General features: G+C 67.4%; 23 protein-coding genes. 9 read left to right on the top strand and 14 right to left on the bottom strand.

Annotated features, from left to right (window positions below; all coding sequences use genetic code 11):
- Positions 1–144 precede the first annotated feature (144 nt).
- From ftsZ to recN, 4 genes are all read left to right on the top strand, one after another.
- On the top strand, positions 145–1,806 hold the full coding sequence (gene ftsZ / locus Q0938_RS13675; protein ID WP_299363306.1) for a cell division protein FtsZ: 1,662 nt from the start codon (positions 145–147) through the stop codon (positions 1,804–1,806).
- 249 nt (positions 1,807–2,055) lie between these two features.
- The gene (lpxC, locus tag Q0938_RS13670; protein ID WP_299363335.1) at positions 2,056–3,000 is read left to right on the top strand and encodes a UDP-3-O-acyl-N-acetylglucosamine deacetylase; all 945 of its coding nucleotides are present in this window, start codon (positions 2,056–2,058) and stop codon (positions 2,998–3,000) included.
- A 188-nt stretch (positions 3,001–3,188) separates the two neighbouring features.
- A complete protein-coding gene (locus Q0938_RS13665; protein ID WP_299363302.1) occupies positions 3,189–4,043 on the top strand; it encodes an outer membrane protein assembly factor BamD in 855 nt (284 codons plus the stop codon).
- 33 nt (positions 4,044–4,076) lie between these two features.
- Positions 4,077–5,732 (top strand): DNA repair protein RecN, encoded by a 1,656-nt coding sequence (gene recN / locus Q0938_RS13660; protein ID WP_299363299.1) that lies wholly within the window; start codon positions 4,077–4,079, stop codon positions 5,730–5,732.
- Positions 5,733–5,764: 32 nt separating this feature from the next.
- Here the strand turns inward: recN and Q0938_RS13655 are convergent, their stop codons facing one another.
- The 4 genes from Q0938_RS13655 to Q0938_RS13640 all read right to left on the bottom strand — a co-directional run bounded on the left by Q0938_RS13655 (position 5,765) and on the right by Q0938_RS13640 (position 9,598).
- Positions 5,765–6,436: a hypothetical protein gene (locus tag Q0938_RS13655; protein WP_299363297.1), complete on the bottom strand. Its 672-nt coding sequence runs from the start codon at positions 6,434–6,436 to the stop codon at positions 5,765–5,767.
- 119 nt (positions 6,437–6,555) lie between these two features.
- Positions 6,556–7,446, bottom strand: coding sequence for a 3-hydroxyisobutyrate dehydrogenase (gene mmsB, locus Q0938_RS13650; protein ID WP_299363294.1), 891 nt, complete (start codon positions 7,444–7,446; stop codon positions 6,556–6,558).
- Positions 7,443–8,450, bottom strand: coding sequence for an enoyl-CoA hydratase/isomerase family protein (locus Q0938_RS13645; RefSeq protein WP_299363293.1), 1,008 nt, complete (start codon positions 8,448–8,450; stop codon positions 7,443–7,445). The genes mmsB and Q0938_RS13645 overlap by 4 nt, the downstream gene beginning before the upstream one ends.
- A gap of 2 nt (positions 8,451–8,452) precedes the next feature.
- On the bottom strand, positions 8,453–9,598 hold the full coding sequence (locus Q0938_RS13640; protein WP_299363292.1) for an acyl-CoA dehydrogenase family protein: 1,146 nt from the start codon (positions 9,596–9,598) through the stop codon (positions 8,453–8,455).
- Positions 9,599–9,715: 117 nt separating this feature from the next.
- On the opposite strand from Q0938_RS13640, the gene Q0938_RS13635 reads away from it, so the two are divergent.
- The gene (locus Q0938_RS13635; protein WP_299363290.1) at positions 9,716–10,138 is read left to right on the top strand and encodes a cytochrome c; all 423 of its coding nucleotides are present in this window, start codon (positions 9,716–9,718) and stop codon (positions 10,136–10,138) included.
- Between the two features lie 44 nt (positions 10,139–10,182).
- Here Q0938_RS13635 and Q0938_RS13630 read toward each other — a convergent pair whose 3' ends face one another.
- Positions 10,183–11,682 carry a CoA-acylating methylmalonate-semialdehyde dehydrogenase gene (locus tag Q0938_RS13630; RefSeq protein WP_299363288.1) on the bottom strand — a complete coding sequence of 500 codons (1,500 nt, stop codon included), beginning with the start codon at positions 11,680–11,682 and terminating at the stop codon, positions 10,183–10,185.
- Between the two features lie 105 nt (positions 11,683–11,787).
- On the opposite strand from Q0938_RS13630, the gene Q0938_RS13625 reads away from it, so the two are divergent.
- From Q0938_RS13625 to Q0938_RS13610, 4 genes are all read left to right on the top strand, one after another.
- Positions 11,788–12,687, top strand: a complete 900-nt coding sequence (locus Q0938_RS13625) for a LysR family transcriptional regulator (protein ID WP_299363286.1) — start codon at positions 11,788–11,790, stop codon at positions 12,685–12,687.
- A gap of 57 nt (positions 12,688–12,744) precedes the next feature.
- Positions 12,745–13,182, top strand: coding sequence for a CBS domain-containing protein (locus Q0938_RS13620; protein WP_299363284.1), 438 nt, complete (start codon positions 12,745–12,747; stop codon positions 13,180–13,182).
- A gap of 82 nt (positions 13,183–13,264) precedes the next feature.
- Positions 13,265–13,768: a pantetheine-phosphate adenylyltransferase gene (coaD, locus tag Q0938_RS13615; protein WP_299363282.1), complete on the top strand. Its 504-nt coding sequence runs from the start codon at positions 13,265–13,267 to the stop codon at positions 13,766–13,768.
- On the top strand, positions 13,765–14,688 hold the full coding sequence (locus Q0938_RS13610) for a DUF2189 domain-containing protein (protein ID WP_299363279.1): 924 nt from the start codon (positions 13,765–13,767) through the stop codon (positions 14,686–14,688). The genes coaD and Q0938_RS13610 overlap by 4 nt, the downstream gene beginning before the upstream one ends.
- Before the next feature lie 46 nt (positions 14,689–14,734).
- On the opposite strand, the gene Q0938_RS13605 is transcribed toward Q0938_RS13610, so the two are convergent.
- From Q0938_RS13605 to sucC, 9 genes are all read right to left on the bottom strand, one after another.
- A complete protein-coding gene (locus Q0938_RS13605; protein WP_299363275.1) occupies positions 14,735–15,247 on the bottom strand; it encodes a polymer-forming cytoskeletal protein in 513 nt (170 codons plus the stop codon).
- Positions 15,237–16,550, bottom strand: a complete 1,314-nt coding sequence (locus Q0938_RS13600; RefSeq protein ID WP_299363272.1) for a M23 family metallopeptidase — start codon at positions 16,548–16,550, stop codon at positions 15,237–15,239. Before Q0938_RS13600 ends, Q0938_RS13605 begins: the two co-directional genes overlap by 11 nt.
- A 257-nt stretch (positions 16,551–16,807) precedes the next feature.
- Entirely contained in the window at positions 16,808–18,196 is a 1,389-nt protein-coding gene (gene lpdA / locus Q0938_RS13595) for a dihydrolipoyl dehydrogenase (protein ID WP_299363270.1), read from the bottom strand.
- Between the two features lie 87 nt (positions 18,197–18,283).
- On the bottom strand, positions 18,284–18,685 hold the full coding sequence (locus Q0938_RS13590) for an MAPEG family protein (protein ID WP_299363267.1): 402 nt from the start codon (positions 18,683–18,685) through the stop codon (positions 18,284–18,286).
- Positions 18,682–18,942 carry a hypothetical protein gene (locus tag Q0938_RS13585; RefSeq protein WP_299363264.1) on the bottom strand — a complete coding sequence of 87 codons (261 nt, stop codon included), beginning with the start codon at positions 18,940–18,942 and terminating at the stop codon, positions 18,682–18,684. Before Q0938_RS13585 ends, Q0938_RS13590 begins: the two co-directional genes overlap by 4 nt.
- Before the next feature lie 55 nt (positions 18,943–18,997).
- Complete coding sequence (odhB, locus tag Q0938_RS13580) at positions 18,998–20,725, bottom strand: 2-oxoglutarate dehydrogenase complex dihydrolipoyllysine-residue succinyltransferase (RefSeq protein WP_299363262.1); 1,728 nt, start codon at positions 20,723–20,725, stop codon at positions 18,998–19,000.
- Complete coding sequence (locus Q0938_RS13575; protein WP_299363259.1) at positions 20,722–23,694, bottom strand: 2-oxoglutarate dehydrogenase E1 component; 2,973 nt, start codon at positions 23,692–23,694, stop codon at positions 20,722–20,724. The genes odhB and Q0938_RS13575 overlap by 4 nt, the downstream gene beginning before the upstream one ends.
- A 114-nt stretch (positions 23,695–23,808) precedes the next feature.
- Positions 23,809–24,693 carry a succinate--CoA ligase subunit alpha gene (sucD, locus tag Q0938_RS13570; protein ID WP_299363256.1) on the bottom strand — a complete coding sequence of 295 codons (885 nt, stop codon included), beginning with the start codon at positions 24,691–24,693 and terminating at the stop codon, positions 23,809–23,811.
- Between the two features lie 60 nt (positions 24,694–24,753).
- Positions 24,754–25,947: an ADP-forming succinate--CoA ligase subunit beta gene (gene sucC / locus Q0938_RS13565; protein WP_299363254.1), complete on the bottom strand. Its 1,194-nt coding sequence runs from the start codon at positions 25,945–25,947 to the stop codon at positions 24,754–24,756.
- Positions 25,948–26,025: the final 78 nt, after the last annotated feature.

Raw genomic sequence — 26,025 nt, 5'->3', positions numbered from 1 at the left:
CCGAGGTCGGCAGATAATACGCCATATTTTGTGGATAACACCCTTATTCCGGGTGACGGTGGCGGCGAATCTGGCTAGGCTTATCGGTGAAACGGGGATTCGACCGGGCGCCCAGACCCGGCGGCAGCGAAAAGGGCAGCGGGCATGAATCTGAACCTGATGATGAACGAGCATGACGAGCTCAAGCCGCGCATCACCGTCTTTGGCGTGGGCGGCGCCGGTGGCAACGCGGTCAACAACATGATCGAGAAGCAGCTGGACGGCGTGACCTTCGTCGTGGCCAACACCGACGCCCAGGCGCTGGCGCAAAGCCGGTCCGAGGCCCGCGTGCAACTGGGCCCGAAGGTGACCGAAGGGCTGGGCGCGGGCGCCAAGCCCTCGATCGGCGCCAAGGCTGCCGAGGAAACGATCGAGGACATCGTCGATCACCTGATGGGCGCGCATATGTGCTTCATCACCGCCGGCATGGGCGGTGGCACCGGCACCGGCGCGGCCCCGATCATCGCGCAGGCCGCGCGCGAGATGGGCATCCTGACCGTCGGCGTGGTGACCAAGCCCTTCCAGTTCGAGGGCACCAAGCGGATGCGACAGGCCGACGAGGGGGTCGAGGCGCTGCAGAAGGTGGTCGACACGCTGATCATCATCCCCAACCAGAATCTGTTCCGGCTGGCCAACGAGAAGACCACCTTCACCGAGGCCTTCGCGATGGCCGACGACGTGCTGTACCAGGGCGTCAAGGGCGTCACCGACCTGATGGTGCGGCCTGGCCTGATCAACCTCGACTTCGCCGACGTGCGCGCGGTGATGGACGAGATGGGCAAGGCGATGATGGGCACCGGCGAGGGCACCGGCGACAACCGCGCCGTCGAGGCCGCGGAAAAGGCGATCGCCAACCCGCTGCTGGACGAGATCAGCCTGAACGGCGCCAAGGGGGTGCTGATCAACATCACCGGCGGCTACGACCTAACCCTGTTCGAGATGGACGAGGCGGCCGAGAAGATCCGCGAAAAGGTCGATGCGGACGCGAACATCATCGTCGGCTCGACCCTGGATCCGACCATGGAGGGCGCGGTCCGCGTCTCGGTGGTCGCCACCGGCATCGACATGGACGTGGCGAAATCCGACACCCCGGCCATGCGCCGCGGCATGCGCGAGCCGCTGACCCAGACCCCCAGCGTCGCGCAGAAGACGGCACACTCGGACGAGGACGATCTGGCCGTTCCGGCACGTCGCAGCCCGATCCTGTCCGACGCGAGCGCAACCCGGACCGTGGCGCGGCACGACACGGCGCCGGCAGCAGGCAGCGATCTGCCTGCGCCTGCCTATCGGCCGCGCGACCCCGAGCCCGTGGCGGAAGGCCGCGAGCAGGGCACCGATCATCGCCCCGAGCCGCGGACCGACAGCCGCCTCGCCGCGCGCCTGAACGACCCGGCGGAGGCCTACACGGCGCCGGTGCGTCCGTCGGGCAGTGGCCGCCCCGAGGCGCAGGAACGTCTGGCCGGCATTCTCAGCCGCGCCGCCGAGGCGCGGGGTGAAAAGGCCCGGCAGCAGCGACCGGCCGACAAGGCCACCGAGGCGCCCCGGGGGCCGTCGCGCATGGCTGGTCTCGGCCGGATGCTGGAGCGGATGACCCATCCGTCGGAAACGGGGGCACCGCAGCGGGCGCCGACGGGATCGATCGCCGACCGGGTCAACGACCGGATGAACCGCGCCCAGCGGGGGGCCGATTTCGACGACCTCGCGTCGCCCGACTCGGCGGACGAGACGGTCGAGATCCCCGCGTTCCTGCGGCGCCAGGCGAACTGAGCCGACGCGGCCCTCATCGGCCGCGTTCACAACTCCGCAACATCTGACATGTGGAAAAGACCGCCCAGAGGCGGTCTTTTTCTTTGGTTTACGATGGGTTAAGCGGCATGGATGTGCCGCTTCGGCGGGGGCGGCGGCATATGTTTCACGCCGTTACAATTCGTTTGTTGTCTGCCCCCGCAGGCCCTCCTACCTCGAAGTCAGGTCGACGCGAGATCGACCGGGATATGAATGCAAGGCAGACCGATCATGCAGGTGACACTGGCAAGAGCAACCGAGTTCCGCGGCGTGGGGCTGCATTCCGGCGCGCCCGCCCGGCTGGTCCTGCGGCCTGCGCCGGCGGGGCACGGCATCGTCTTCCTGCGCACCGATCTGGGCCCGAACGCGCGCATTCCTGCCCGCTGGGATGCCGTGGTGCCGTCGCGCCTGTGCACGCTGGTGCAGGGCGACGATGGGGCGACGGTGTCGACCATCGAACATCTGATGGCCGCTCTTGCCGGCACGGGCGTTCACAACGTTCTGGCCGAACTGGACGGGCCTGAAGTTCCGATCCTCGACGGCTCGGCCGCGCCCTTCGTGTCCAGCATTCTCAAGGCCGGTCTGGTCAGGCAGGCGGCGCCGCTGGCGGCGATCCGGGTCCTGCGCCCCGTCGAGGTGCGCGAAGGTCTCGCCTTTGCCCGCCTGACGCCGGCGGATCACCTGGAGATGAGCTTCTCGATCGATTTCGCGGACGCGGCGATCGGACGGCAGGACAAGCGGCTGGACCTCGCCAACGGCGCCTTCGTGCGCGAGCTGATGGACAGCCGCACCTTCTGCCGGCTGACCGACGTCGAGGCCATGCAGTCGAATGGGCTCGCCCTCGGCGGCACCTACTTCAACGCCGTTGTCGTCGATGGCGATCGGGTGCTGTCACCCGGCGGTCTGCGCCACCGGGACGAGGCGGTCCGCCACAAGATGCTGGACGCGGTCGGCGACCTCGCACTTGCCGGCGCGCCGCTGCTGGCGCGATACACCGGGAACCGGGCGGGGCATGCCCTGACCAACCGTCTGCTCCGGGCGCTGTTCGCCGATCCGGATGCGTGGGAATGGACGATCTGCAGCCCGGCACTGGAAGGGCGGCTGCCCGGTGTCGGGGTGATTGCGGATGCGGCGGCCGCGGCCGAGATGCAGCCCCGCGATCAGGCGGTCGCCTGATCCGCATTCCGATCTGATCGCCGTCCGAGACATAAGCTTCGCGGCACGGGTAGCCCTGTCGATGGACGGTCAGCCGTCATCTTGGTCACGGCGTTGCGTTTTTGCGCGCTCCGTTTATGTGTGCTAGGGACAGCGGGGCCGCGCGGCGCGCGTCAGCGGAACGGCGTTCAAGAACAGGCGGGTGCGGCATGGCAGGCTTGAAATCGGCAGCACGGCATGCGGCTGGGGCAATCGCGGTGGTCACGCTGTTGTCCGCGTGCGGCGGCGGCGCGTCCACAGGCGGCAGCCGCCCGCCCGTCGAGGGCTTTACTGCCGAGGAGATCTACAAGCGGGGTGAGTACGAGCTGGAGAACAGCCGCCGTCCCGATGGGGCAATCTACTTCTTCGGCGAGGTCGAACGTCTCTATCCCTACTCCGAATGGGCCAAGCGGGCGCTGATCATGCAGGCCTACAGCTATCACCGGGCCCGTCAGTACGAAGAGGCGCGGGGCGCCGCGCAGCGGTTCATCGACAGCTACCCCGGCGACGTGGACGAAGCCTATGCCCGTTATCTGCTGGCGCTGAGCTATTACGACCAGATCGACGAGGTCGGCCGCGACCAGGGCCTGACCTTTCAGGCCCTGCAGGCGCTGCGAGACGTGATCGAGCGCCACCCCGACAGCGAATACGCCAGGTCCGCGATCCTCAAGTTCGACCTGGCTTTCGACCATCTGGCCGGCAAGGAAATGGAGATCGGGCGCTATTACCTGAAGCGCGGCAACTACACCGCCTCGGTCAATCGCTTCCGCGTCGTGGTCGAGGACTATCAGACCACCAGCCACACCCCCGAGGCGCTGATGCGGCTGGTCGAGGCCTATCTGGCACTCGGGCTGACCGACGAGGCGCAGACCGCGGGCGCGATCCTGGGGTACAACTTCCAGTCCTCGCCCTTCTATCAGGACGCCTACGCGCAGTTGCGGGGCCGCGGGTTGACCGCGACGGCGCAGGGCGACAACTGGCTGACCGATGTTTATCGGCAGGTGATCCAGGGCAAGTGGCTGTAGCCGCAAACCGGGTCGCATTGGACGGGGGCAGGAATGCTGCGCGCTCTCCAGATCCGTGACATGCTGCTGATCGACCGGCTGTCGCTGGAGTTCGCCCCGGGACTGAACGTCCTGACCGGCGAAACCGGCGCGGGAAAGTCTATTCTGCTGGACTGTCTGGGGTTCGTGCTGGGCTGGCGCGGGCGGGCCGAACTGGTCCGCGCCGGGGCGGCGCAGGGCGAGGTGACGGCCGAGTTCGACCTGCCGCCCGGGCATCCCGCCCGCGATATCCTCGCCGATGCAGGGATCGAGGCGGAGGACGAACTGATCCTGCGGCGTGTCAACGCCGCTGACGGCCGCAAGACCGGCTGGGTGAACGACCGCCGGGTGACCGGCGAGGTGCTGCGCAATCTGTCCGATGCGCTGGTCGAACTGCACGGTCAGCATGATGATCGCGGCCTGCTGAACCCGCGCGGCCACCGGACCCTGCTGGATGCCTTTGCCGGTCTGGATCTCGGCCCGTTACGCGCCGCCTGGAGCGCGCGGCGCAAGGCCGGACAGGCCTTGGCCGACGCAGAGGCCGCGCTGCAGGCGGCCCGCAAGGAAGAGGACTTCCTGCGCCACGCCGTGGCGGAACTGGACAAGATGAACCCGCAAGCCGGCGAAGAGGAACGGCTGGACAGTGAGCGGCGACAGATGCAGGCCGCCGAACGCATAAGCAGCGACGTCCACCGCGCCCTGGAGATCCTGTCGGGGCAGGGCGCCGAGGGCGCGATGATCGATGCGGTGCGCTGGCTCGAAGGCGCAGCCCCAAGCGCCGAAGGTCGTCTGGACGCGCCGCTGGAATCCTTGAGTCGGGCGCTGGTGGAACTGGGCGAGGCCACGGGCGGGATCGAGGATGCGCTGTCAGGCATGGCCTTCGACCCCTCCACGCTGGAGGCGACGGAGGAGCGGCTGTTCGCGCTGCGGGCGCTGGCGCGCAAGCATGACGTGCTGCCGGACGATCTGGTCACGCTGTCGGTCGATCTGGCCGCGCGCCTCGCGGCGCTGGATGCGGGTGAGGCGCGGCTGGACGATCTGAACCGTGCCGTCCGGCAGGCCGAGGCCGACTATGATGCGGCGGCAGCCTTGATCAGCCGGACGCGCGCCGAGGCCGCAGCGCGTCTGGACGAAGCGATGGCGGCCGAGCTGGCGCCCCTGAAGATGGAACGCGCGGTGTTCCGGACCCGCATGGAGGCCGCCGAGCCGGGGCCGGACGGGCGCGACGCCGTCGCCTTCACCGTGGCGACCAACCCCGGCGCGCCGTCGGGGCCGTTGGACCGGATCGCGTCCGGCGGCGAGTTGTCGCGTTTCCTGCTGGCCCTGAAAGTCTGTCTGGCCCGCGGCAGCGACACGCTGGTGATGATCTTCGACGAGATCGACCGCGGTGTCGGCGGGGCCACCGCTGACGCCGTGGGGCGGCGGTTGGCGCGTCTGGCCGACGGCGCCCAGGTGCTGGTCGTCACCCACTCGCCCCAGGTCGCAGCCTTGGGCAGCCGGCATTTCCGGGTGTCCAAGTCCGTTGCAGACGGCATGACGACGTCGCAGGTCGAGGAACTGCCTGCCCCCGACCGGGTCGAGGAGATTGCGCGCATGCTGGCGGGCGAACAGGTGACCACGGCTGCGCGCGATGCCGCCCGCGCCCTGCTGGACGTGCAGGCTACCACATAGGAGGTCGGGCGTCGCCCAGCCCAGCGGTCAGGTCAGTCCAGGATGGCGTCCACGCTACGCAGGATCGACAGGACCTTGTTGCTCTCCGCGTCGACGCGGACGATCTGACCGCCAATGATGGCATAGCGGGACCCGCGGGGCGGCTGACCCAGGCCATACAATCCGGGCCGGGTGATCAGGTGGATCGTGCCGGCAGCGGGTGCTTGTCCGACCACGGCGCCGGACGGCCTGGGTGAACCCACGGCTGCAGATGCCCCGGATTTCTTGGCTGGCTTGACGGGCGGCGGGGGAGTCGCTTGTGGACTTGCCACCCCGGCCGATCGCGACACGTTCGCGCCGGCGGGGGGCGAGGATGGAGCGCCACTCCCCGTCGCGGCTGCGGGCGACAGTTGGCCGCCTGCCGGGGCCTCGGCCCGCTTCGCCTTTGGCGGGCTCCCTTTGGACCTGGGCTGCCGGTTAGCAGCGGCGGCCGCGCCACCCGGCCCGCCTCCCTGCGCGGCCTGATCCGGCCGACCGCCCTTTCGCCCGCTGGCCTTGACCGCGCCGCGCGCCTTCGCGCCACCGCCTGCTTGCGCCTGCCGCGCCTTGTTCGACGAGGCTGCGGCCTTGCCATCCCGCCCGCCCTGGCCTTGCGCCAGAGCGGCAGGGGCGAGCGGAAGCGCCGCCAACCCGCCGATCAGGACGAGATGTATCCACCGGAGCATGGGTCCACCTTTCTGCAGAGCCAACAAGCCAACGTGTCGGACAGCAGTCCGTTGCGTCCGATCTGCGCAATCCCCCGTGATCGTGGTGGCGGCGCTGTGCGGTGGTGTATTCCTGCAACTCAGTCCGGTGAGGATTTTCCGCTGTGACCCCGTGCCGCGAGGCGCGGCAGCATGGCCGAGAAATCGCGGCCGTGGCCATTCTCGGCTTCGACGAAGCGGGCATAAAGTTCCGTCGCCAGGGCCCCCATCGGGGTGTCCGCGTCGACGGATTCCGCCGCCTGCTGCGACAGGCGCAGATCCTTCAGCATCAGCTCGGCGGCAAAGCCCGGCCGGTAGTCGTTGTCCGCAGGCGATTTCGGGCCGACCCCGGGGACCGGGCAATAGGCGGTCGTGGACCATGACGACCCGGAGGAGGTCGACACCACGTCGAACAGCTTCTGCGCGTCGAGATCGAGCTTCTGCGCCAAGGCGAAGGCTTCGCAGGTGGCGATCATCGTCGCCCCCAGGATCATGTTGTTGCAGATCTTGGCGGCCTGGCCTGCGCCCGGGCCGCCACAATGCACTGCCTTCTGCCCCATCACGTCGAAGAGCGGCTTGACCCGCTCGAACGCCGCCGTGCTGCCGCCCACCATGAAAGTCAGGGTGCCTGCCGCCGCACCGCCGATGCCGCCGGAAACGGGGGCGTCTAGCGCCTCCAGCCCGGCAGCCGCGGCCTGATCGGCAACGCTGCGGGCACTGTCGACATCCACCGTGGAACAGTCGCACAGCACCGCCCCCGCGGCCATGCGCGGGATGATCTGCCCGGCCACCGACCGCAGGATCTGGCCATTCGGCAGCATGGTGATCACCACCTCGGCGTCGGCGACCGCTTCGGCGGGGCCGGTCGCCGGCAGAACGCCCTCTACGTCAGGTGCGACCGGGTCGTAGCCGGTCACCGGATGGCCGGCCGCCACCAGGTTGCGGGCCATCGGGGCGCCCATGTTGCCCAGTCCGATGAAACCGATCTTCATGCCCGATCCTCCCAGGTCAGTTCGTCGGCACCCAGCGGCGCCAGCATTGCGTCGACGGCCGCCGGCGTGGCCTCGGCCGCCCAGTTCGGGGCGCGATCCTTGTCGATGATCTGCGCCCGCACCCCTTCCAGAAAGTCGGTCTGCTGCGTGGCCCGATGGGTGAACCGGTATTCCCGGCTCAGCGCATCCTGCATGCGGCTGTCACCCCGGGCCGCCCGCACCATCGCCAGCGTCGCGGCCATGGACAGCGGTGAATTGCGCCGCATCGCCGCGGTCGTGTCGTGATCCCCCGCGGCATCCAGCGCGGCGACGATCTCCTGGACCGTGCGGCCGCCGAAGGGGCTCAGATCGCGGTCGGCCAGGGCCGGATGCTGTGGCGGGTGGCCCTTGAGCGTGGCGACACTGCCGGTTTCCGCCAGCCGCTCGATGGCCGCCGGCCATTCGGCCTCGGGCAGGTAGAGGTCCGCGAATCCGGCATGGATCGCGTCGCCCGCGCCCATCCGCGCGCCGGTGAGGCCGAGATATTCCCCGATCCGTCCCGGTGCCCGGGCGAGCAGCCAGGTGCCGCCCACGTCGGGGATCAGGCCGATTCCGGTTTCCGGTATGGCGATCTGCGTCGAGTCGCCAACGATCCGGAAGCCGGCGTGACCGCCGACTCCGATACCGCCGCCCATGACGAACCCCTGCATGAACGCGACGATCGGCTTGGGATAATCCCCGATGGCGGCGTTCATCCGGTATTCGTCGGCAAAGAACGCGCGGCCGACGGAATGATCGCCGGCCTTGCCCGCGTGGTACAGCGCTGCGATGTCGCCGCCGGCGCAGAACGCCCGATCACCTTCCGCATCGATGATGACCAGCGCCACTTCGGGGTCGTTGCGCCACTCGTCCAGCGCGGCGTGGATGGCGCGCGTCATGCCGTGGTTCAGGGCGTTCAGCGCCTTGGGCCGGGCGAAGGTGATCCGGCCGGCGCGGCGATCCTTGCGGATATCCAGGTCGTTCATGGTCAGCCCCGCTCTGCCAGCATCGCCCGGCTGACGATGAGCCGCATGATTTCGTTCGTTCCTTCAAGGATCTGGTGGACGCGCAGGTCGCGCACGATCTTCTCGATCCCGTAATCGGCCAGATAGCCATAGCCCCCGTGCAGCTGCAGGCACTGGTTGGCGACCTCGAACGCGCCATCGGTGACATAAAGCTTGGCCATCGCGCAGAACTTGGTCGCGTCCGGGGCGCCGTTGTCCAGCTTCCACGCGGCCTGGCGCAGAAAAGTCCGTGCCGATTGCAGCGCGACCTCCATCTCGGCCAGCCGGAACTGCAGCGCCTGGAACTGGTCCAGCGGGCGGCCGAATGCCTTGCGGTCACCCATGTAGCGGATCGTCTGGTCCAGCGCCGCCTGCGCCCCGCCGAGCGCGCTGGCCGCGATGTTCAGGCGGCCACCGTCAAGTCCGGCCATCGCATAGGCAAAGCCGCGCCCCTCCTCGCCCAGCAGGTTCTCGGACGGCACCACGCAGTCGTCGAACTGGACCTGGCTGGTCGGCTGGGCGCGCCACCCCATCTTGTCTTCCAGCGCGCCAAAGGACAGCCCCGCGGTGCCGTCCTCGACCACCATGGCGGAAATGCCGCGCGAGCCGCTTTCGCCGGTCCGGACCATGCAGAGATAGGCGTCGGAATAGCCGCCCCCCGAGATGAACGCCTTGGTCCCGTTCAGCCTCCACCCCTCGTTGGTGCGGTCGGCGCGGGTGCGCAGCGCGGCCGCATCCGACCCGCTGCCGGGTTCGGTCAGGCAGTAGGAAAACACCTTCGTCATGCTGCACAGGTCGGGCAGCCAGCGCTGGCGGTCCTCGGCCGTGCCGAACTTGTCGATCATGCCGCCGCACATGTTGTGGATCGACAGGAACGACCCGACCGCCGGGTCCGCCATCGCCAGCGCCTCGAAGACCAGCGTCGCATCCAGTCGCGTCAGTCCCGAGCCGCCGTGATCCTCGCTGACATAGAGCCCGCCGAAACCCAGCTCCGCAACCTGTGCCCACAAGGCCTTTGGGATCGTGCCATCGGCTTCCCAGCGGCGGGCGTTGGGGGCGATCTGTTCGGCCCCGAATGCGCGTGCCATGTCCAAGATGGCCTGCTGTTCTTCGGTCAGTGCAAAATCCATGCGACCTCCGCTTGTGGTCCCTGCGCTGCGCGGGCGTGACGCCGCGCCGTTGACGAACTATTGCAGTGGCGATCGGTCAAAGACCATACCGCGGCGGCCTGTCTGAGGAGGAGCAACATGAGAAACGGGGTTGTGCTGGCGACCGCTGTCGTCGTGGCGGGTGGACTGGCCTGGTGGGCGCTGGACCGGCCGTCGGAAACCGCCACCCGCGCGTCGGGCGGGGCGCTGGCGCAGGTGGTCCGCCCCGCCACGTTCAGTTCCGAGGCAGAGCTGGGCGCCGCCGCGTTCACTGCAAGCTGCGCGAACTGCCACGGTCGGGACGCCGCAGGTGTGGACGGGGCAGGGCCGCCGCTGGTCCACAGGATCTACGAGCCCGGGCATCATGCCGACATGGCCATCGTCCTGGCGGTCAGGCAGGGGGTGCGCGCGCATCACTGGCAGTTCGGCGACATGGCTGCGGTCGAGGGGGTGAGTGATGGCGAACTGGCTGCGATTATCGCGTATCTGCGGGAACTGCAGCGCGCCAACGGCATCGGGTGACCGCAGGACCGGATCTGTCTTGCCCGGACCTGCGGCCGGTCCCGTCAGTCCATCGCCTTGAAGTTGAAGGCCGAACCTTCCTTGATGCCCGACGGCCAGCGGCTCGTGACCGTCTTGGTACGGGTGTAGAACCGGAACGCATCGGGACCGTGCTGGTTCAGGTCCCCGAACCCGGACCGCTTCCACCCGCCGAAGGTGAAATAGCCCAGGGGCACCGGGATCGGCACGTTGATCCCGACCATGCCGATGTTGATGCGGCTGGCAAAGTCGCGCGCGGTGTCGCCGTCGCGCGTAAAGATCGCGGTGCCGTTGCCGTATTCATGGCTCATCGCCAGATCCACCGCTTCCTCGTAGCTTTGCGCGCGGACCGTGCTCAGGACCGGGCCGAAGATCTCGGTCTTGTAGATGTCCATGTCCCGCGTCACCCGGTCGAACAGATGCGGGCCGACAAAGAACCCGTCCTCGTAGCCCTGCAGGTTGAAGTTGCGGCCGTCCACCACAAGTTCGGCACCCTGCTCGACACCGCGTTCGACCAGCCGCAGGATGTTGTCCTTGGCCGCCTGGGTCACGACCGGCCCGAAATCGACGTCGTTGCCGGCCGTGTACGGGCCAACCTTCAGCTTCTCGATGCGCGGCACCAGCTTTTCGATCAGCCGGTCGGCGGTCTCGTCGCCCACCGGGACGGCCACGGAAATCGCCATGCAGCGCTCGCCCGCGGCGCCGTAGCCGGCGCCCACCAGCGCATCGGCCGCCTGGTCCATGTCGGCGTCCGGCATGATGATCATGTGGTTCTTGGCGCCGCCAAAGCACTGGGCGCGCTTGCCGGTCTGCGCCGCACGTTCATAGATGTACTGCGCGATCGGCGTGGACCCGACAAAGCCGACTGCCTGGATGATGTCGCTGTCCAGGATTGCGTCCACCGCCTCCTTGCCGCCGTGCACGACCTGCAGCACGCCATCGGGCAGGCCGGCCTCCTTGAACAGCTGCGCGAGCATGTTGGGAACGGTCGGGTCGCGTTCAGACGGTTTCAGGATCACCGCGTTGCCCGAGGCGAGCGCCGGGCCCAGTTTCCACAGCGGGATCATGGCCGGAAAGTTGAACGGCGTGATCGCGGCGACGACGCCCAGCGGCTGGCGCATCGAATACATGTCGATGCCGGGGCCGGCCCCGTCGATGAACTCGCCTTTCAGCTGGTGCGGGGCGCCGATCGAGAACTCGATCACCTCCAGCCCGCGCTGCACGTCGCCCTTGGCGTCGGGAAAGGTCTTGCCGTGCTCGCTGGACAGCATCTCGGCCAGCTTGTCCATGTCGCGGTTCAGCAGGTCGACCATCTTCATCATCACCCGCGCGCGACGCTGCGGGTTGGTCGCCCCCCAGGCCGGCTGGGCCCGCGCGGCCCGGGCGATGGCATCGTTGACCTCGGCCGTGCTGGCCAGATCGACCTGCCCCTGCACCTCGCCGGTGGCGGGGTTGTAGACGTCGGCGGTGCGACCGGACGAGCCGGGCGACTCCTGGCCGTCGATCCAGTGGTGAATGGCGCGCATCGGTGATCCTCCATAGCGGTTGGCGCATCCTAGACTTGCGCAAATGCAGGCGTAAAGCGACGATCGGGCAAAAGCGTTTTGCAGGATTGCGGGGCTTCGTCGAGGGTGGACTGGGACGATCTGCGGGTGTTCCTGGCTGTGGCGCGGGACGAAAGCCTGTCGCGCGCAGGGCAACGGCTGGGGCTGAACGCCTCGACCATCGGCCGGCGGGTGGCGCGGCTGGAAACGACGCTGGGGCGGGTCCTGTTCGCCAAGACGCCGCAAGGCTACGGGTTGACCCCCGAGGGGCAGCGCCTGGTCGCCCCGGCCGAGGCAGCCGAACGCGCCGCGACCGAGGCCGCGGAAGCGCTGGCCGCCCCGGGTGCATTGAGCGGGCAGTTGCGGATCGGGGCGCCGGACGGGTGCGCCAATTATCTGTTGCCACAGATCGCCGCCGTGTTGTGCCGCGCGCATCCGGGGCTGGAGGTCCAGATCGTCGCCCTGCCGCGGGTGTTCAACCTGAGCCGGCGCGAAGCCGACATGGCCATTGCCGTCAGCCCGCCCCAGACCGGCCGCGCCGTGATGCAGAAGATCACCGAGTACCGGCTGCACCTGGCCGCGCACCGCGACTATCTGGAACGGCATCCCCCGATCCGGTCACGGGCCGATCTGCAGGGACACCGGCTGATCGGTTATATCGGCGACATGATCTTCGATCGGGAACTCGACTACCTGACCGAGACCGGGGTCAGCGCGGCGATGCTGACGTCGAATTCGGTCAGCGTGCAGCTGCAGGCGATTCGCGCCGGCGGCGGGTTGGGGATCGTGCATGATTTCGCCATCCCGTTTGCACCGGGGGTGGTGCGGGTGCTGCCGGACGAGATCGCGCTGACGCGTGCCTTCTGGTTGATCCGCCATGCAGATGACCGTCGCTCGGATCGGCTGACCCGGCTGGCCGAGGCGCTGGTCGGCAGCCTGCGCGAGGAAGTGGCCAGGCTGGAACAGCAAGTCGACACTCGGGCTTGACGAAACATCATTACGCGGCAACTCTCGATTGAGAAACGTGTTGAAAGGGTGGCGCCAATGATCGTCAAGCAGATCCTTGCCATGAAAGCCGGGCCGCAGCAGATCGTGATGGTGCGGCCAGATGATCGGGTCGCCAAGGCGGTGGAGCTGCTGGCGGCGCGGCGGATCGGGGCGGTGGTGGTTTCCGCCGACGGGGCGACGCCCGACGGCATCCTGTCGGAGCGCGACATCGTCCGCGAGGTCGCGAATGGCGGCGAGATCCTGTCGCGAAGCATCAGCGACCTGATGACCAGCAAGGTCAGCACCTGCCGTCTGGGCGACGACGCGCTGCAGGTGCTCGAACGCATGACCGAAGGCCGCTTCCGCCACATGCCGGTGGTGGACGAATCGGGCAAGATGCTGGGCGTTGTGTCGATCGGGGACGTGGTTTTCGCGCGGCTGAAGGAACTCGGGCTGGAAAAGGAAGCGCTGACCGGCATGATCATGGGGGCCTGAGCGGGCCCGCGTATCACCCCCGCTTGCAGCAGCGCCGGCATCATGGTGCCTTGGCGTCGATTGACGCGAGAAAGGGACAGTCATGCGCATCGGCCTTTACCCCGGCACATTCGACCCGATCACCCTGGGGCATGTCGACATCATACAGCGGGCGCTGGCGCTGGTCGATCGTCTGGTGATCGGCGTCGCGATCAACCGGGACAAGCAACCGCTTTTTCCGCTGGAGGAACGGGTGGCCATGGTCCAGGCGGAATGCGCGGCGATCACGGCCAAGTGCGGCGGAGAGATCGTCGTTCACCCCTTCGAGAACCTGCTGATCGACTGCGCGCGCGATGTCGGCGCGCAGATCATCGTACGGGGCCTGCGCGCGGTTGCGGATTTCGAGTATGAGTTCCAGATGGTCGGCATGAACCGCGCCCTGGACGCGACGGTCGAAACCGTCTTCCTGATGGCCGATGCGCGCCGGCAGGCGATCGCATCCAAGCTGGTCAAGGAAATCGCGCGTCTCGGCGGCGACGTCAGCAAGTTTGTCACCCCGGCCGTGAACGAGGCGTTGCGGACGCGTCTGGACAGGATGAAGGCATGACCTCTTTGATCCGCGAACCGCGCCCGATTCCCGATCCTGACCTGCCGCCCAACCCGGAACCCGATCCGGGCCCGGAGCCGGAGCCCGAGACAGATTCGGTCATTACCCCGCGTGGTCGGGTTAGCGCGCGCGTCGCCCGGCCTGCTGTCGCGAACGCCCCGGCGGACATCCCCGATCCTGCGATCATCGGGATGGATGCCATTCCGCGGGCGCTCGGCGCCGGGTGGCGCGACTTCATGCGGGCGCCGCTGTTCGGGGTATTCTTTTCCGCCTTCTACGTTCTCGGCGGGCTGGTGCTGGCGGCGGTCGCCCGCGCCGTTGGCCAGGACTGGTGGATGATCCCGTTCATCGTGGGCTTTCCCCTGATCGCGCCCTTCGCGGCCGTCGGCCTCTACGAGATCAGCCACCGCATCGAGAACGGGCAGAGCCACCGCTGGGGCGAGGTTCTGGGCGTTGTGTTCGCACAGAAGGACCGGCAGGTGCCGTCGATGGCGATGGTGATCCTGCTGATGTTCATGTTCTGGGTGTTCGTCGCGCACACGACGTTTGCATTGTTCATGGGCGCGGGGGCACTGACCAACATCACGACCTCCGCCGACATGCTGATGCAGCCCCGCGGTGTGGCGATGCTGGCGATCGGCACGCTGATCGGCGCCGGGTTTGCCGCCGTCCTGTTCGCGATGACGGTGGTGGGGCTGCCGTTGATCCTGGATCGAGAGATCGACTTCATCACCGCGATCATCACCAGCTTTCACGCCGTGAGCGCGAACCCGCTGGTGATGCTGGTGTGGGCGGCGACGATCGTCCTGATCCTAGGACTGTCAATCCTGCCCTGGTTCCTGGGACTGTTTGTCGGGCTGCCGATCCTTGGCCACGCAAGCTGGCACATGTACCGGCAACTGATCCCCGACTGGGACTGATCGCCGGGTCTGGTCGTCGCGTGCCCCTCAGACAAGGCCGCGCGGTTCAGACCGCGTGGCCGATATCCTCGTCCTCATCGGCCATGGCACAGCTGGGCGCGGCCAGCTTGGGCGTATGGCCCTGGCCGAGCGGGTCTTCCTGTCGCTGGACCGATCCCTCGAAATGGGCGCCGGATTCGATTGCGATGGTCTTGTGGACGATGTCGCCCTCGACCCGTGCCGTCGCCGACAGGCGCACCTTCAGCCCCCGCACCCGGCCGACGACGCGACCGTTCACGATCACTTCCTCGGCCACGATCTCGCCGCGGATGGTCGCGCTTTCCCCGACCGTCAGCTGGTTGGCGCGCACGTCGCCCTCGATATTGCCCTCGATCTGCACGTCGCCCTGGGTGCGGATGTCACCCTTGACGGTCAGGTCTGCCGATAGCAGCGACGGCCCGGTGCGGTGTGTCGGGGCGGGAACATCGTAGGTCGAATCCATGGGGCGGCTGCTTTCCGGTTCGTACTGGCGGGGCTGGCTGCGGGGTCCGGGTTCGGTGACGCGGGACTTAGAAAACATTCTCTGCGGCCTTGATGAAGCTCATCGGATTGACGGCCTGACCGTTCACGCGCACCTCGTAATGGAGATGCGACCCGGTCGACCGTCCGGTGTTGCCCATATCACCGATCTGGCTGTTGCGCGACACTTTTTGCCCGGCCTTGACCCGAATCTTCGACAGATGCGCGTAGCGCGTCTCGGTGCCCAGCTCGTGCTCGATCTTGATCAGGTTGCCGTAGCCGCGTTGCCAGCCTGCGAATGTGACAACGCCATCGCCGGTCGCAAAGATCGGCGTGCCGACCGGCCCGGCCATGTCGAGGCCCTGGTGCTTGCGGCCCCAGCGCGGACCGAATCCCGAGGAATAGCGGAACGCCGACTTCACGGGCATGGCGAGCGGCAGGCGGCTGACCGCGATGCGATAGCGGTTCACCTTGTCCAGCGACACCACGATTTCCTTGGCGCGCGCCTCGGATTCGGAAATCGCCGCGTTGCCGCGGGTCGAATAGCCCATCGGGGTCAGCGGGCCACCCTGGCCGGAATAACCCTCGCGCACCGTTTCCAGCAGCTTGTCGCTGTCCACGCCGACATTGCGGATCATCTCGTCCAGCGGCTTGACCGACAGTTCGACCGCGTCCTCCAGCTGGGCAAAGATCTCGTCGGTCCGCGCCACCAGCTGATCGCGCTCGACGGCCATCTCCTCGGCCTTGCGGCTTGCATCGGTGGCCCGACGCTCCGCCAGTTGCCGTTCCACGGCGGTCGAGGCCAACTCGTCCGACAGGATGTCCAGCGCGACCGAAAATTCTTCTGCCCGCGCGGCTTGGGGCTGGGCCTCGGCTGCCTGCTCGGTGGTCGCGGCGGCCAGCTTGCGCGCCTTGTCACGGTCGACCAGGGCGTCGTGCAGCGACGCCTGAACGACGCCCAGCCCGGTTTCGAGTTCGCGCTTGCGCTCCTCGGCGGCCAGAAGCTGCGACTGCATCTGCGACACCTGATCGAGCGCCACCGCAAAGCGTTCCTGCGCCGCCGCGGCCTCTGCCGCGCGGGTGTCGCGTTCCTGCGACAGTGTGTTGAGGCGTGATTCCAGCGCCGCCTGGGTCCGTGCCGCCTGCTCGCGCGAGGATCCTGCGCCGACGGCGTCGATGACCAGGACCGAGCTCGCTACGATCGACCAGCTCAGGACGATCGCCGTCCCGCCCAGGGCGGCTGCCTGGGTCATCGGGCGCAGCCGGACAAAGCGGGTCGACGTTTCGGATTTCAGAAAAAGGCGCTGTTCGGGCAGCCAGCGTTCCAAAGCGGAATTCAGTCGATTCGCGATGCGATGCGGCACTGTGCCTACCTTCTGTCGGGATCGAAAGCCGTGCCCGCGCAGGGGGCTTCGGCATCGGTTGGCCCGATTGACCGGAGATGTGCCCTGGTTGCAACTCGATTAACCAAACACGGCGGAGATGCGCAGATTGATGCCGATTTGGGCGAAATCCCGCCGATCAGAACACGTCAGGCGATCTTTGCGCGACAACCCGGAACTTGACACAGGCGGCCGAACTTGTGTGATCCGCCGCGACCGCAGCGGACCACGCGGCCCGCTCAGGCGTGGATGGCGCCGTCGCCACAGGCCAGTGCCGCTTCCCGCACTGCCTCGCTGACCGTGGGATGGGCATGGCAGGTCAGCGCCAGATCCTGCGCCGCGGCCCCGAACTCCATCGCCACGCAGACTTCGTGGATCAGCTCGCCGGCGCCGGGGCCGACGATGTGGCAGCCCAGGATGCGGTCCGTTTCGGCGTCCACCACCAGCTTCACGAATCCATCGGCCTGCAGCATCGCCTTGGCCCGCGCGTTGCCCATCAGGGGGAACTTGCCGGTCTTGATCTTGCGCCCGGTTTCCTTGGCTGCCTGCTCGGTCAGACCGACGCTGGCGACCTCGGGGGTCGTATAGATCACACCCGGGATCACGTCGTAGTTCACATGGCCGTGCTTGCCGGCGATCACCTCGGCGACGGCCATGCCTTCATCCTCGGCCTTGTGGGCCAGCATGGGGCCGGGCACCGCGTCGCCGATGGCATAGACGCCGGGCACACTGGTTGCCCAGTGCTTGTCGACCGCGATCTGGCCGCGGTCTGTCAGCGCGACGCCGAGCGTATCCAGTCCCAGGTCCTCATGGAAGGCGCGGCGCCCCGTCGCGACCAGCACCACATCTGCCTCGGCGGTCTGCGCCTCGTCACCCTTGTTCGGCTGCCACGTCACCGTCGCCCGACCGTCATTGACCTGAACCCCCTGAACGGCCGCGTTCAGGACGAACTTGAAGCCCTGCTTGGTCAGGATCTTCTGGAACTGCTTCTGCACCTCGGCGTCCATCCCCGGCGTGATCGCGTCCAGATACTCGATCACCGTGACCTTGGTGCCCAGACGGTTGTAGACCGACCCGAGTTCCAGCCCGATCACGCCCGCGCCGATGACCACCATCGTGTCGGGAATCCGGGGCAGGGCCAGCGCGCCGGTCGAATCCACCACCACGCCGCCCTCATTGTCGATCTCGACGCCCTTGAGCGAGGAGGGCACCGATCCTGTGGCGATCACGATCGCCTTGGTCTCGTGGGTCTCGTCGCCGACCCGGACCTGGCCTGCCGCCGGGATACTGGCCCATCCCTTGAGCCAGTCGACCTTGTTCTTCTTGAACAGGAACTCGATCCCCTTGGTGTTCCCGTCCACCACGTCCTGCTTGTAGGACAGCATCCGGTTCCAATCGACGTCGGCATTCGCGTTCATCAGTCCCATCGTGGCGAAGTTCTCGTGCATCTCGTGCGCCATGTGGCTGGCGTGCAGCAGGGCCTTGGACGGAATGCAGCCGATGTTCAGGCAGGTGCCGCCCAGCGTCTCGCGCCCCTCGACACAGGCCACCTTCAGCCCCAGCTGCGCGGCCTTGATGGCGCACACATAGCCGCCCGGTCCGGCACCGATCACGATCAGATCATACATCACGACGTCCTTTTTTTCTGACCGCGGCGGCCGAGACGATGCGTTCGTCCCACGCCCGACTCCGCGGGATGGCAAGAGCGGCTGGGGTCAGAACAGGCCGGCCACGATCATCACCATGGTCGCGACGAATCCGACCCCGAAGACGATCGACCGTCCCGGCGACCAGCCGAAGGCATAGGCCGGCACATAGACCATGCGGGCCAGCAGGTAGATCCAGGCGCAGATCGCAGTCAGCGTGCCGTTCGATCCGGTCAACTGCACCATCACCACGGCGATGGTAAAGAACGCCAGCGCCTCGAAATGGTTGGCGACCGCGCGCCGCAGGCGGCCGGTCAGCGGCGACAGCTCCGGTTCGCTGTCGCGTGGCCCGGCATTCCAGCGCGGCCCCACGTCGCGGTTCATGGACCAGCCGGCCAGCGCGATCTGGCCCGCCTGCAGGATGGCCGCCAGCCCAAGCGCCGCCAGTTCGGCGGTGGGCGCCACGCTCATGCAGTTTCCAGCATGTGGTATTCATGGCCGGTCACGCCCGCCTGGCTGTCGAAGACGCCGGCCGCGCCGTCCAGGTACTGCCGGGCGCGCTTCGGATCCGCCACCTGGTACAGGACCCAGGCGCGGGTCGCCCCCTCGCGCCAGATCTGCAGCACGGACAGGCTGTTGTTGCCGCGATCCTCGGCATCGGCATCAAAGGCGCGTTTCCACTGCGCGAAGTCACCGATGTCGTAGCGGGCGAGAAGCTGGGTCGTCATGGCTGTTCCTTTCGACGATGCGGACGGGCGATGTCGGGCAACGCCCGTCCCGCGATCAGAGGTCCATGAGAAGCCGGCGCGGATCCTCCAGCGCGTCCTTGACCCGGACGAGGAAGGTCACCGCGCCCTTGCCGTCGACGATCCGGTGGTCGTAGCTCAGCGCCAGATACATCATCGGCCGGATCACGATCTCGCCCTTCACCACCATCGGCCGTTCCTGGATCTTGTGCATGCCCAGGATACCGGATTGCGGCGGGTTCAGGATCGGCGAGGACATCAGCGAGCCATAGACCCCCCCGTTCGAGATGGTGAAGGTGCCGCCCTGCATGTCGGCCATCGCCAGCTTGCCGTCGCGGGCGCGCGCGCCGAGATCCGAGATCTCCTGCTCGATGTCCGCGAATGACTTCTGATCCGCGTCGCGCACGATCGGCACGACCAGACCCTGCGGGGTGCCGACCGCCACGCCCATGTGGACGAAGTTCTTGTAGACCACGTCCTGGCCGTCGATCTCGGCATTGACCTCGGGCACTTCCTTCAGCGCGTGGCAGCACGCCTTCACGAAGAAGGACATGAAGCCCAGCTTGATCTTGTGCTTCTTCTCGAATGCGTCCTTGTAGCTGTTGCGCAGGTCCATGATCGCCGACATGTCCACCTCGTTATAGGTGGTCAGCATCGCGGCGGTGTTCTGCGCATCCTTCAGCCGCCGGGCGATGGTCTGGCGCAACCGCGTCATCCGCACCCGCTCTTCGCGCCGGGCATCGGCGGGGCGCACGGGCGAACGCGGCGTCTGGGCCGGGGCAGGGGCGGATTGCGACCTGGCCGACGCGGCAGCCGTTGACGCCGCCTTGCCGGCACCGGATCCGGCACGAGCAACGTCTTCCTTCATCACCCTGCCGTCGCGCCCCGAGCCCTGCACGTCGTCGCGTGACAGTCCACGTTCCGCCATGGCCTTTTTCGCCGACGGGGCATCCTCGACATCCTCGCGCGGCTGCATCTGTTCCGGTCCGGCGCCGGGCGAGCCGACATCCCCCGCGGTTACGCCGTCCTCGCCCCCCGAGGCGGGTCCGACCGGCGCGTCGGGGTCGCCGCCCTGGGCGCCCTGCCCATAGGATGCGCCGCCGCCCGAGGCGCCTGGTCCCGCGGCGGCGCCGCTGCCTTCGCTGATCACCGCCAGCCGGGCCTTCGCATCGACGGTGCTGCCCTCGGGCGCGAGGATCTCGGACAGGGTTCCGCTGGCCGGCGCCGGCACCTCCACCGACACCTTGTCGGTTTCCAGTTCGCACAGCATCTCGTCCTGCTGGACAGTGTCACCGACCTGCTTGAACCAGGTCGCGACCGTCGCTTCGGTGACGCTTTCGCCGAGGGCGGGCACCATCACGTCCACCGACCGCCCGCCCGGCGTCGCGTCTGCGTCGCCCTGGGCGGGGCTGTCCGGCGTACCGCCGGACTGGTCGGCGTCGGCACTGCGCGAGGCTGCCGGTGCAGCAGCGCGCGACCCGGCGCCCGCGTCGGCAGCCGCGGATCCCGCATCCGACGATCCCGCGCCTGCTTCGCCGATCTGTGCCAGCAGGCCGTTCGGGCTTACGGTCTCGCCTTCGGCGGCCACGATTTCCTGCAGAACGCCGGCGACCGGCGACGGAACCTCGACCGTCACCTTGTCGGTTTCCAGTTCGCACAGCATCTCGTCGACGGCGACGCTGTCCCCCGGCTTCTTGAACCAGGTGGCGACGGTGGCTTCGGTGACGCTTTCGCCCAGGGCGGGCACGCGGACTTCGGTGGTCATGCTTGCTTCTCCAGTCCCAGCGCGGCGTTCACCAGCGCCTCTTGTTCAGCCTTGTGTCGCGATGCGAGACCGGTCGCGACCGACGCGGCGGCGTGGCGCCCTGCATAGATCGCACGTTTGCAGCGCGCCCCGATCCGGTCCAGAACCCATTCGATGTTCGGCTCGACGAATGTCCAGCCGCCCTGGTTCTTGGGCTCCTCCTGGCACCAGACCACGTCGGCGTCGCGGAAGCGTTCGAGTTCCTTGGACAGCGAGTGGTTCGGGAACGGATAGAACTGTTCCAGCCGCAGCAGGTAGACGTCTTCCAGCCCCGCCTCGTCGCGGGCCGCCATCAGGTCGTAATAGACCTTGCCGGAGCAGATCACGACGCGCCTGACCTTGTCGTCGGGGGCCAGCCGGAAATCTACCTTGCCGCGATCCGCGTCGTCGCACAGGACCCGGTGGAACGTGCTGCCGGTCTGGAATTCGTCGGCCGAGCTGACCGCCATCGGATGCCGCAGCAGCGATTTCGGCGTCATCAGCATCAGCGGCTTGCGGAACTTGCGATGCAGTTGCCGGCGAAGAATGTGGAAGTAGTTGGCCGGCGTGGTGAGATTGGCAACGATCCAGTTGTCCTCGGCCGACATCTGCAGCCAGCGTTCCAGCCGGGCGGATGAATGCTCGGGGCCCTGGCCCTCGAAGCCGTGCGGCATCAGCACCACAAGTCCCGACATCCGCAGCCATTTTTTCTCGCCGGACGAGATGAACTGGTCGAACATGATCTGGGCGCCGTTGGCGAAATCGCCGAACTGCGCCTCCCACAGGGTAAGAGCGTTGGGTTCCGCGAGCGAATAGCCGTACTCGAACCCCAGCACTGCATATTCCGACAGCATCGAGTCGATGACCTCGTAGCGGGCCTGACCTTCGCGGATATGGTTCAGCGGATAGTGCCGGTCCTCGCTCACCTGGTCGATGATGGCGGAATGGCGCTGGCTGAACGTGCCACGAGCAGAATCCTGCCCCGACAGCCTGACCCGGTGCCCCTCGGCCAGCAGCGAGCCGAAGGCCAGCGCCTCGCCGGTGGCCCAGTCGAAGCCCTGGCCGGTCTCGAACATCTTGGCCTTGGCATCCAGCAGGCGAAGCACCGTCTTGTGGATGCTGTGGTTGTCCGGCGCGCGGGTCAGGGCGGCACCGATCTGGGCCATGGTCTCGGGCGGGATGCCGGTCTGACCGGCGGTGTACTCGCCACCCTGGGCGGACAGGCCAGACCACTTGCCGTCCAACCAGTCGGCCTTGTTAGGCCGGAAATTCTTTCCGATCTCGAATTCTTCGTTCAGATGCGCCTGGAACGCGGCCTTCATGTCCTCGATCTCGCCTTCGGGGATCAGGCCGTCGCGGACCAGCCGGTCGGTGTAGAGCTGCAGGGTGGTCTTGTGCCCGCGGATCTGCTTGTACATCGCCGGGTTCGTGAACATCGGCTCGTCGCCTTCGTTGTGACCGAAGCGGCGATAGCAGAACACGTCGATCACGACGTCCTTGTGGAATTTCTGCCGGAACTCGGTGGCGACCTTGGCGGCGTGGACGACCGCCTCGGGATCGTCGCCGTTCACGTGGAAGATCGGTGCCTCGACCATCAGCGCGATGTCGGTGGGATAGGGCGAAGTGCGGCTGAAATGCGGCGCGGTGGTAAAGCCGATCTGGTTGTTGACGATGATGTGGATCGTCCCGCCGGTGCGGTGGCCGCGGATCCCCGACAGCTGCAGACATTCGGCCACGACGCCCTGACCGGCAAAGGCCGCATCGCCGTGCAGCAGGATCGGGATCACCGTGGTGCGGTCCGCGGTATCGGAATGCTGGTCCTGCTTGGCGCGGACCTTGCCCAGTACCACCGGGTTGACCGCCTCCAGATGGCTGGGGTTGGCGGTCAGCGACAGATGGACGGTGTTGTCGTCGAAGCTGCGGTCCGACGAGGCGCCCAGATGATACTTGACGTCACCGGATCCGTCGACGTCCTCGGGCTTGTAGCTGCCGCCTTGGAATTCGTGGAAGATGGCGCGGTAAGGCTTTTCCAGCACGTTCGCCAGGACCGACAGCCGGCCGCGATGCGGCATGCCGATGACGATCTCGCGCGCCCCCAGCGCGCCGCCGCGCTTGATGATCTGTTCCATGGCGGGGATCAGCGCCTCGCCGCCGTCCAAGCCGAACCGCTTCGTCCCCATGTACTTGACGTGCAGGAACTTCTCGAAGCCCTCGGCCTCGACCAGCTTCTTCAGGATGGCCTTGCGGCCCTCCTGGGTAAAGGCGATCTCCTTGCCGTAGCCTTCGATCCGCTCCTTCAGCCAGGCGGCCTGTTCGGGGTCGCTGATATGCATGAACTGCAGCGCGAAGGTGCCGCAATAGGTGCGCTTCATCAGCTCGACGATCTGGCGCATCGACGCGACCTGCAGGCCCAGCACGTTGTCGATGAAGATCGGCCGGTCCATGTCGGACGCGGTAAAGCCGTAGGTCTCCGGATCCAGTTCGCCCAGGGGCGGCATCTCGCGCATCCCCAGCGGATCGAGATCGGCGTGCAGGTGGCCGCGGATGCGATAGGCGCGGATCAGCATCAGCGCCCGGACACTGTCCAGCACCGCGCGGTGCAGCTGGTCCTCGGTCGCGGTCACGCCCCTTTCTTCGGCCTTGTCGGCGATCTTGCGCAGCGCCTCCTTGGCCTCGGCCCGCGACGCCATCGGCCATTCGCCGGTCAGCGCCGCGGTCGTCTCGTCGGACGGCATCGGCGGCCAGTCGCCGCGGGCCCAGCTGGCCCCCTGGGCGCCACGGGTCACCGAGGACTGGTCGTCACCAAGCTCGCGGAAGAACGCGTCCCAGGCCGCATCCACCGCGGACGGGTCGTTGGCCCACTGCCCGTACAGCTGTTCGACATAGGTGGCATTGGCCCCCTGCAGGAACGAACTGTCGCGGAAGGCGTCATTGGCGGATTGGTCGTTCATGGCGTTCACCTGACCCGGTTGTCTGTAAAACCGGCGCCCCGCCCGATCGCGGCGCACCGTCTGCGCGACGACGCAGCCCCAGCCTAGGCCGGCGCCGCGTGTGTTCCAAGTGTCTTACCGGCCGATCGCCTGCAGCACCGCCTCGCCCAGCTTCGCGGGGCTGTCGGCGACCACGATTCCGGCTTCCTTCATGGCGGCGATCTTGGACTCGGCGTCGCCCTTGCCCCCCGACACGATCGCGCCCGCATGGCCCATGCGGCGACCGGGCGGTGCGGTGCGGCCGGCGATGAACCCGGCTGTCGGCTTCCAGCGGCCGGCCTTCTTCTCGTCGGCCAGGAACTGCGCCGCGTCCTCTTCGGCAGAGCCGCCGATCTCGCCGATCATGACGATCGACTGGGTTTCCGGGTCGGCCAGGAACATCTCCAGCACGTCGATATGTTCCATGCCCTTGATCGGGTCGCCGCCGATGCCGACGGCCGACGACTGGCCCAGCCCGACATCCGAGGTCTGCTTGACCGCCTCGTAGGTCAGGGTGCCGGACCGCGACACCACACCCACCGAGCCGCGCTTGAAGATTGATCCCGGCATGATCCCGATCTTGCATTCGTCCGGCGTCATGATGCCGGGGCAGTTCGGCCCGATCAGGCGCGAATTCGAGCCCTGCAGCGCCCGTTTCACCCGCATCATGTCCAGCACCGGAATGCCTTCGGTGATGCAGACGATCAGCGGGATCTGCGCGTCGATGGCCTCGAGGATGGAATCGGCCGCAAACGGCGGCGGGACATAGATCACCGAGGCATCGGCGCCGGTCCGCTCGACCGCTTCGTGGACCGAGTCGAACACTGGCAGGTCCAGGTGCGTGGTGCCCCCCTTGCCCGGGGTGACCCCGCCGACCATCTGCGTGCCATAGGCGATCGCCTGTTCGGTGTGGAAGGTGCCTTGGCTGCCGGTGATGCCCTGGCAGATCACCTTGGTGGTCTTGTCGACGAGAATGGCCATGTGTGGCTTTCCTTGAATTTGGTGGATGGCAGGGCGGGGCGACCGGCCCCGCCGTCCCGATCAGCCCTTGACGGCCTTGACGATCTTTTCAGCGGCGTCCGACAGGTCATCGGCGGGGATGACATTCAGCCCGGAGTCGCGGATGATCTGCTTGCCCTGCTCGACGTTCGTGCCCTCGAGCCGGACGACCAGCGGGACCTGCAGCCCGACCTCCTTCACCGCGGCGACGATGCCCTCGGCGATGATGTCGCAGCGCATGATGCCGCCGAAGATGTTGACCAAGATGCCTTTTACGTTCGGATCGCTGGTGATGATCTTGAACGCCTCGGTGACCTTTTCCTTGGTGGCGCCGCCGCCCACGTCAAGGAAGTTCGCCGGCTCCGCGCCATACAGCTTGATGATGTCCATGGTCGCCATGGCGAGGCCCGCGCCGTTCACCATGCAGCCGATCTCGCCGTCCAGCGCGATGTAGTTCAGGTCGTGCTTCGACGCTTCGAGCTCCTTGGAATCCTCCTCGGTCTCGTCGCGCAGCGCCATGACGTCCTTCTGGCGGTACAGCGCGTTGTTGTCGAAGCTGACCTTGGCATCCAGCACCTTCAGATCGCCCGCCTCGGTCACGATCAGCGGGTTGATCTCCAGCATTTCCATGTCCCGCTCGACGAAGGCGGTGTACAGGGTCCTGACCAGCGCCACGCACTGCTTGACCTGCGGGCCCTTCAGCCCCAGCGCAAAGGCCACGCGGCGGCCATGCCAGTCGGACAGGCCGGACGCCGGATCGACGCTGAACGAGATGATCTTGTCGGGGGTCGAGGCCGCGACCTCCTCGATATCCATGCCGCCCTCGGTCGACGCGACAAAGCTGATCCGCGACGTCGTGCGGTCGACCAGCAGGGCCAGGTACAGTTCGCGTGCGATGTCACTGCCGTCTTCCAGATAGATCCGGTTGACCTGCTTGCCGGCGGGGCCGGTCTGGTGCGTGACCAGCGTGCTGCCCAGCATGGCGCGCACGTTCTCGACCACCTCGTCGACCGACTTCGCCAGCCGCACGCCGCCCTTGTCCCCGGCCGCTTCCTCCTTGAACCGACCCTTGCCACGGCCGCCGGCATGGATCTGCGATTTCACGACCCACAGGGGCCCTGGCAATTCGCGTGCCTTCGCCTCGGCCTCGTCGACGCTGAGAACGGCACGGCCCTCGGACACGGGGGCGCCGTATTCCTTCAGCAGCGCCTTGGCCTGATACTCGTGGATGTTCATCGCGGACCCTCGCTGGAAAAACCTGGCACCGCATCGCACAAAATCGCGGCAAAGCAAACCGGGTCTGGGGAGCGGCGG

Origin of the sequence: uncultured Paracoccus sp., from assembly GCF_947496875.1 — a bacterium.
GTDB lineage: Bacteria > Pseudomonadota > Alphaproteobacteria > Rhodobacterales > Rhodobacteraceae > Paracoccus.
Note: the sequence above shows the minus strand (reverse complement) of the source record. Positions and strands in the feature narration are given on the sequence as shown.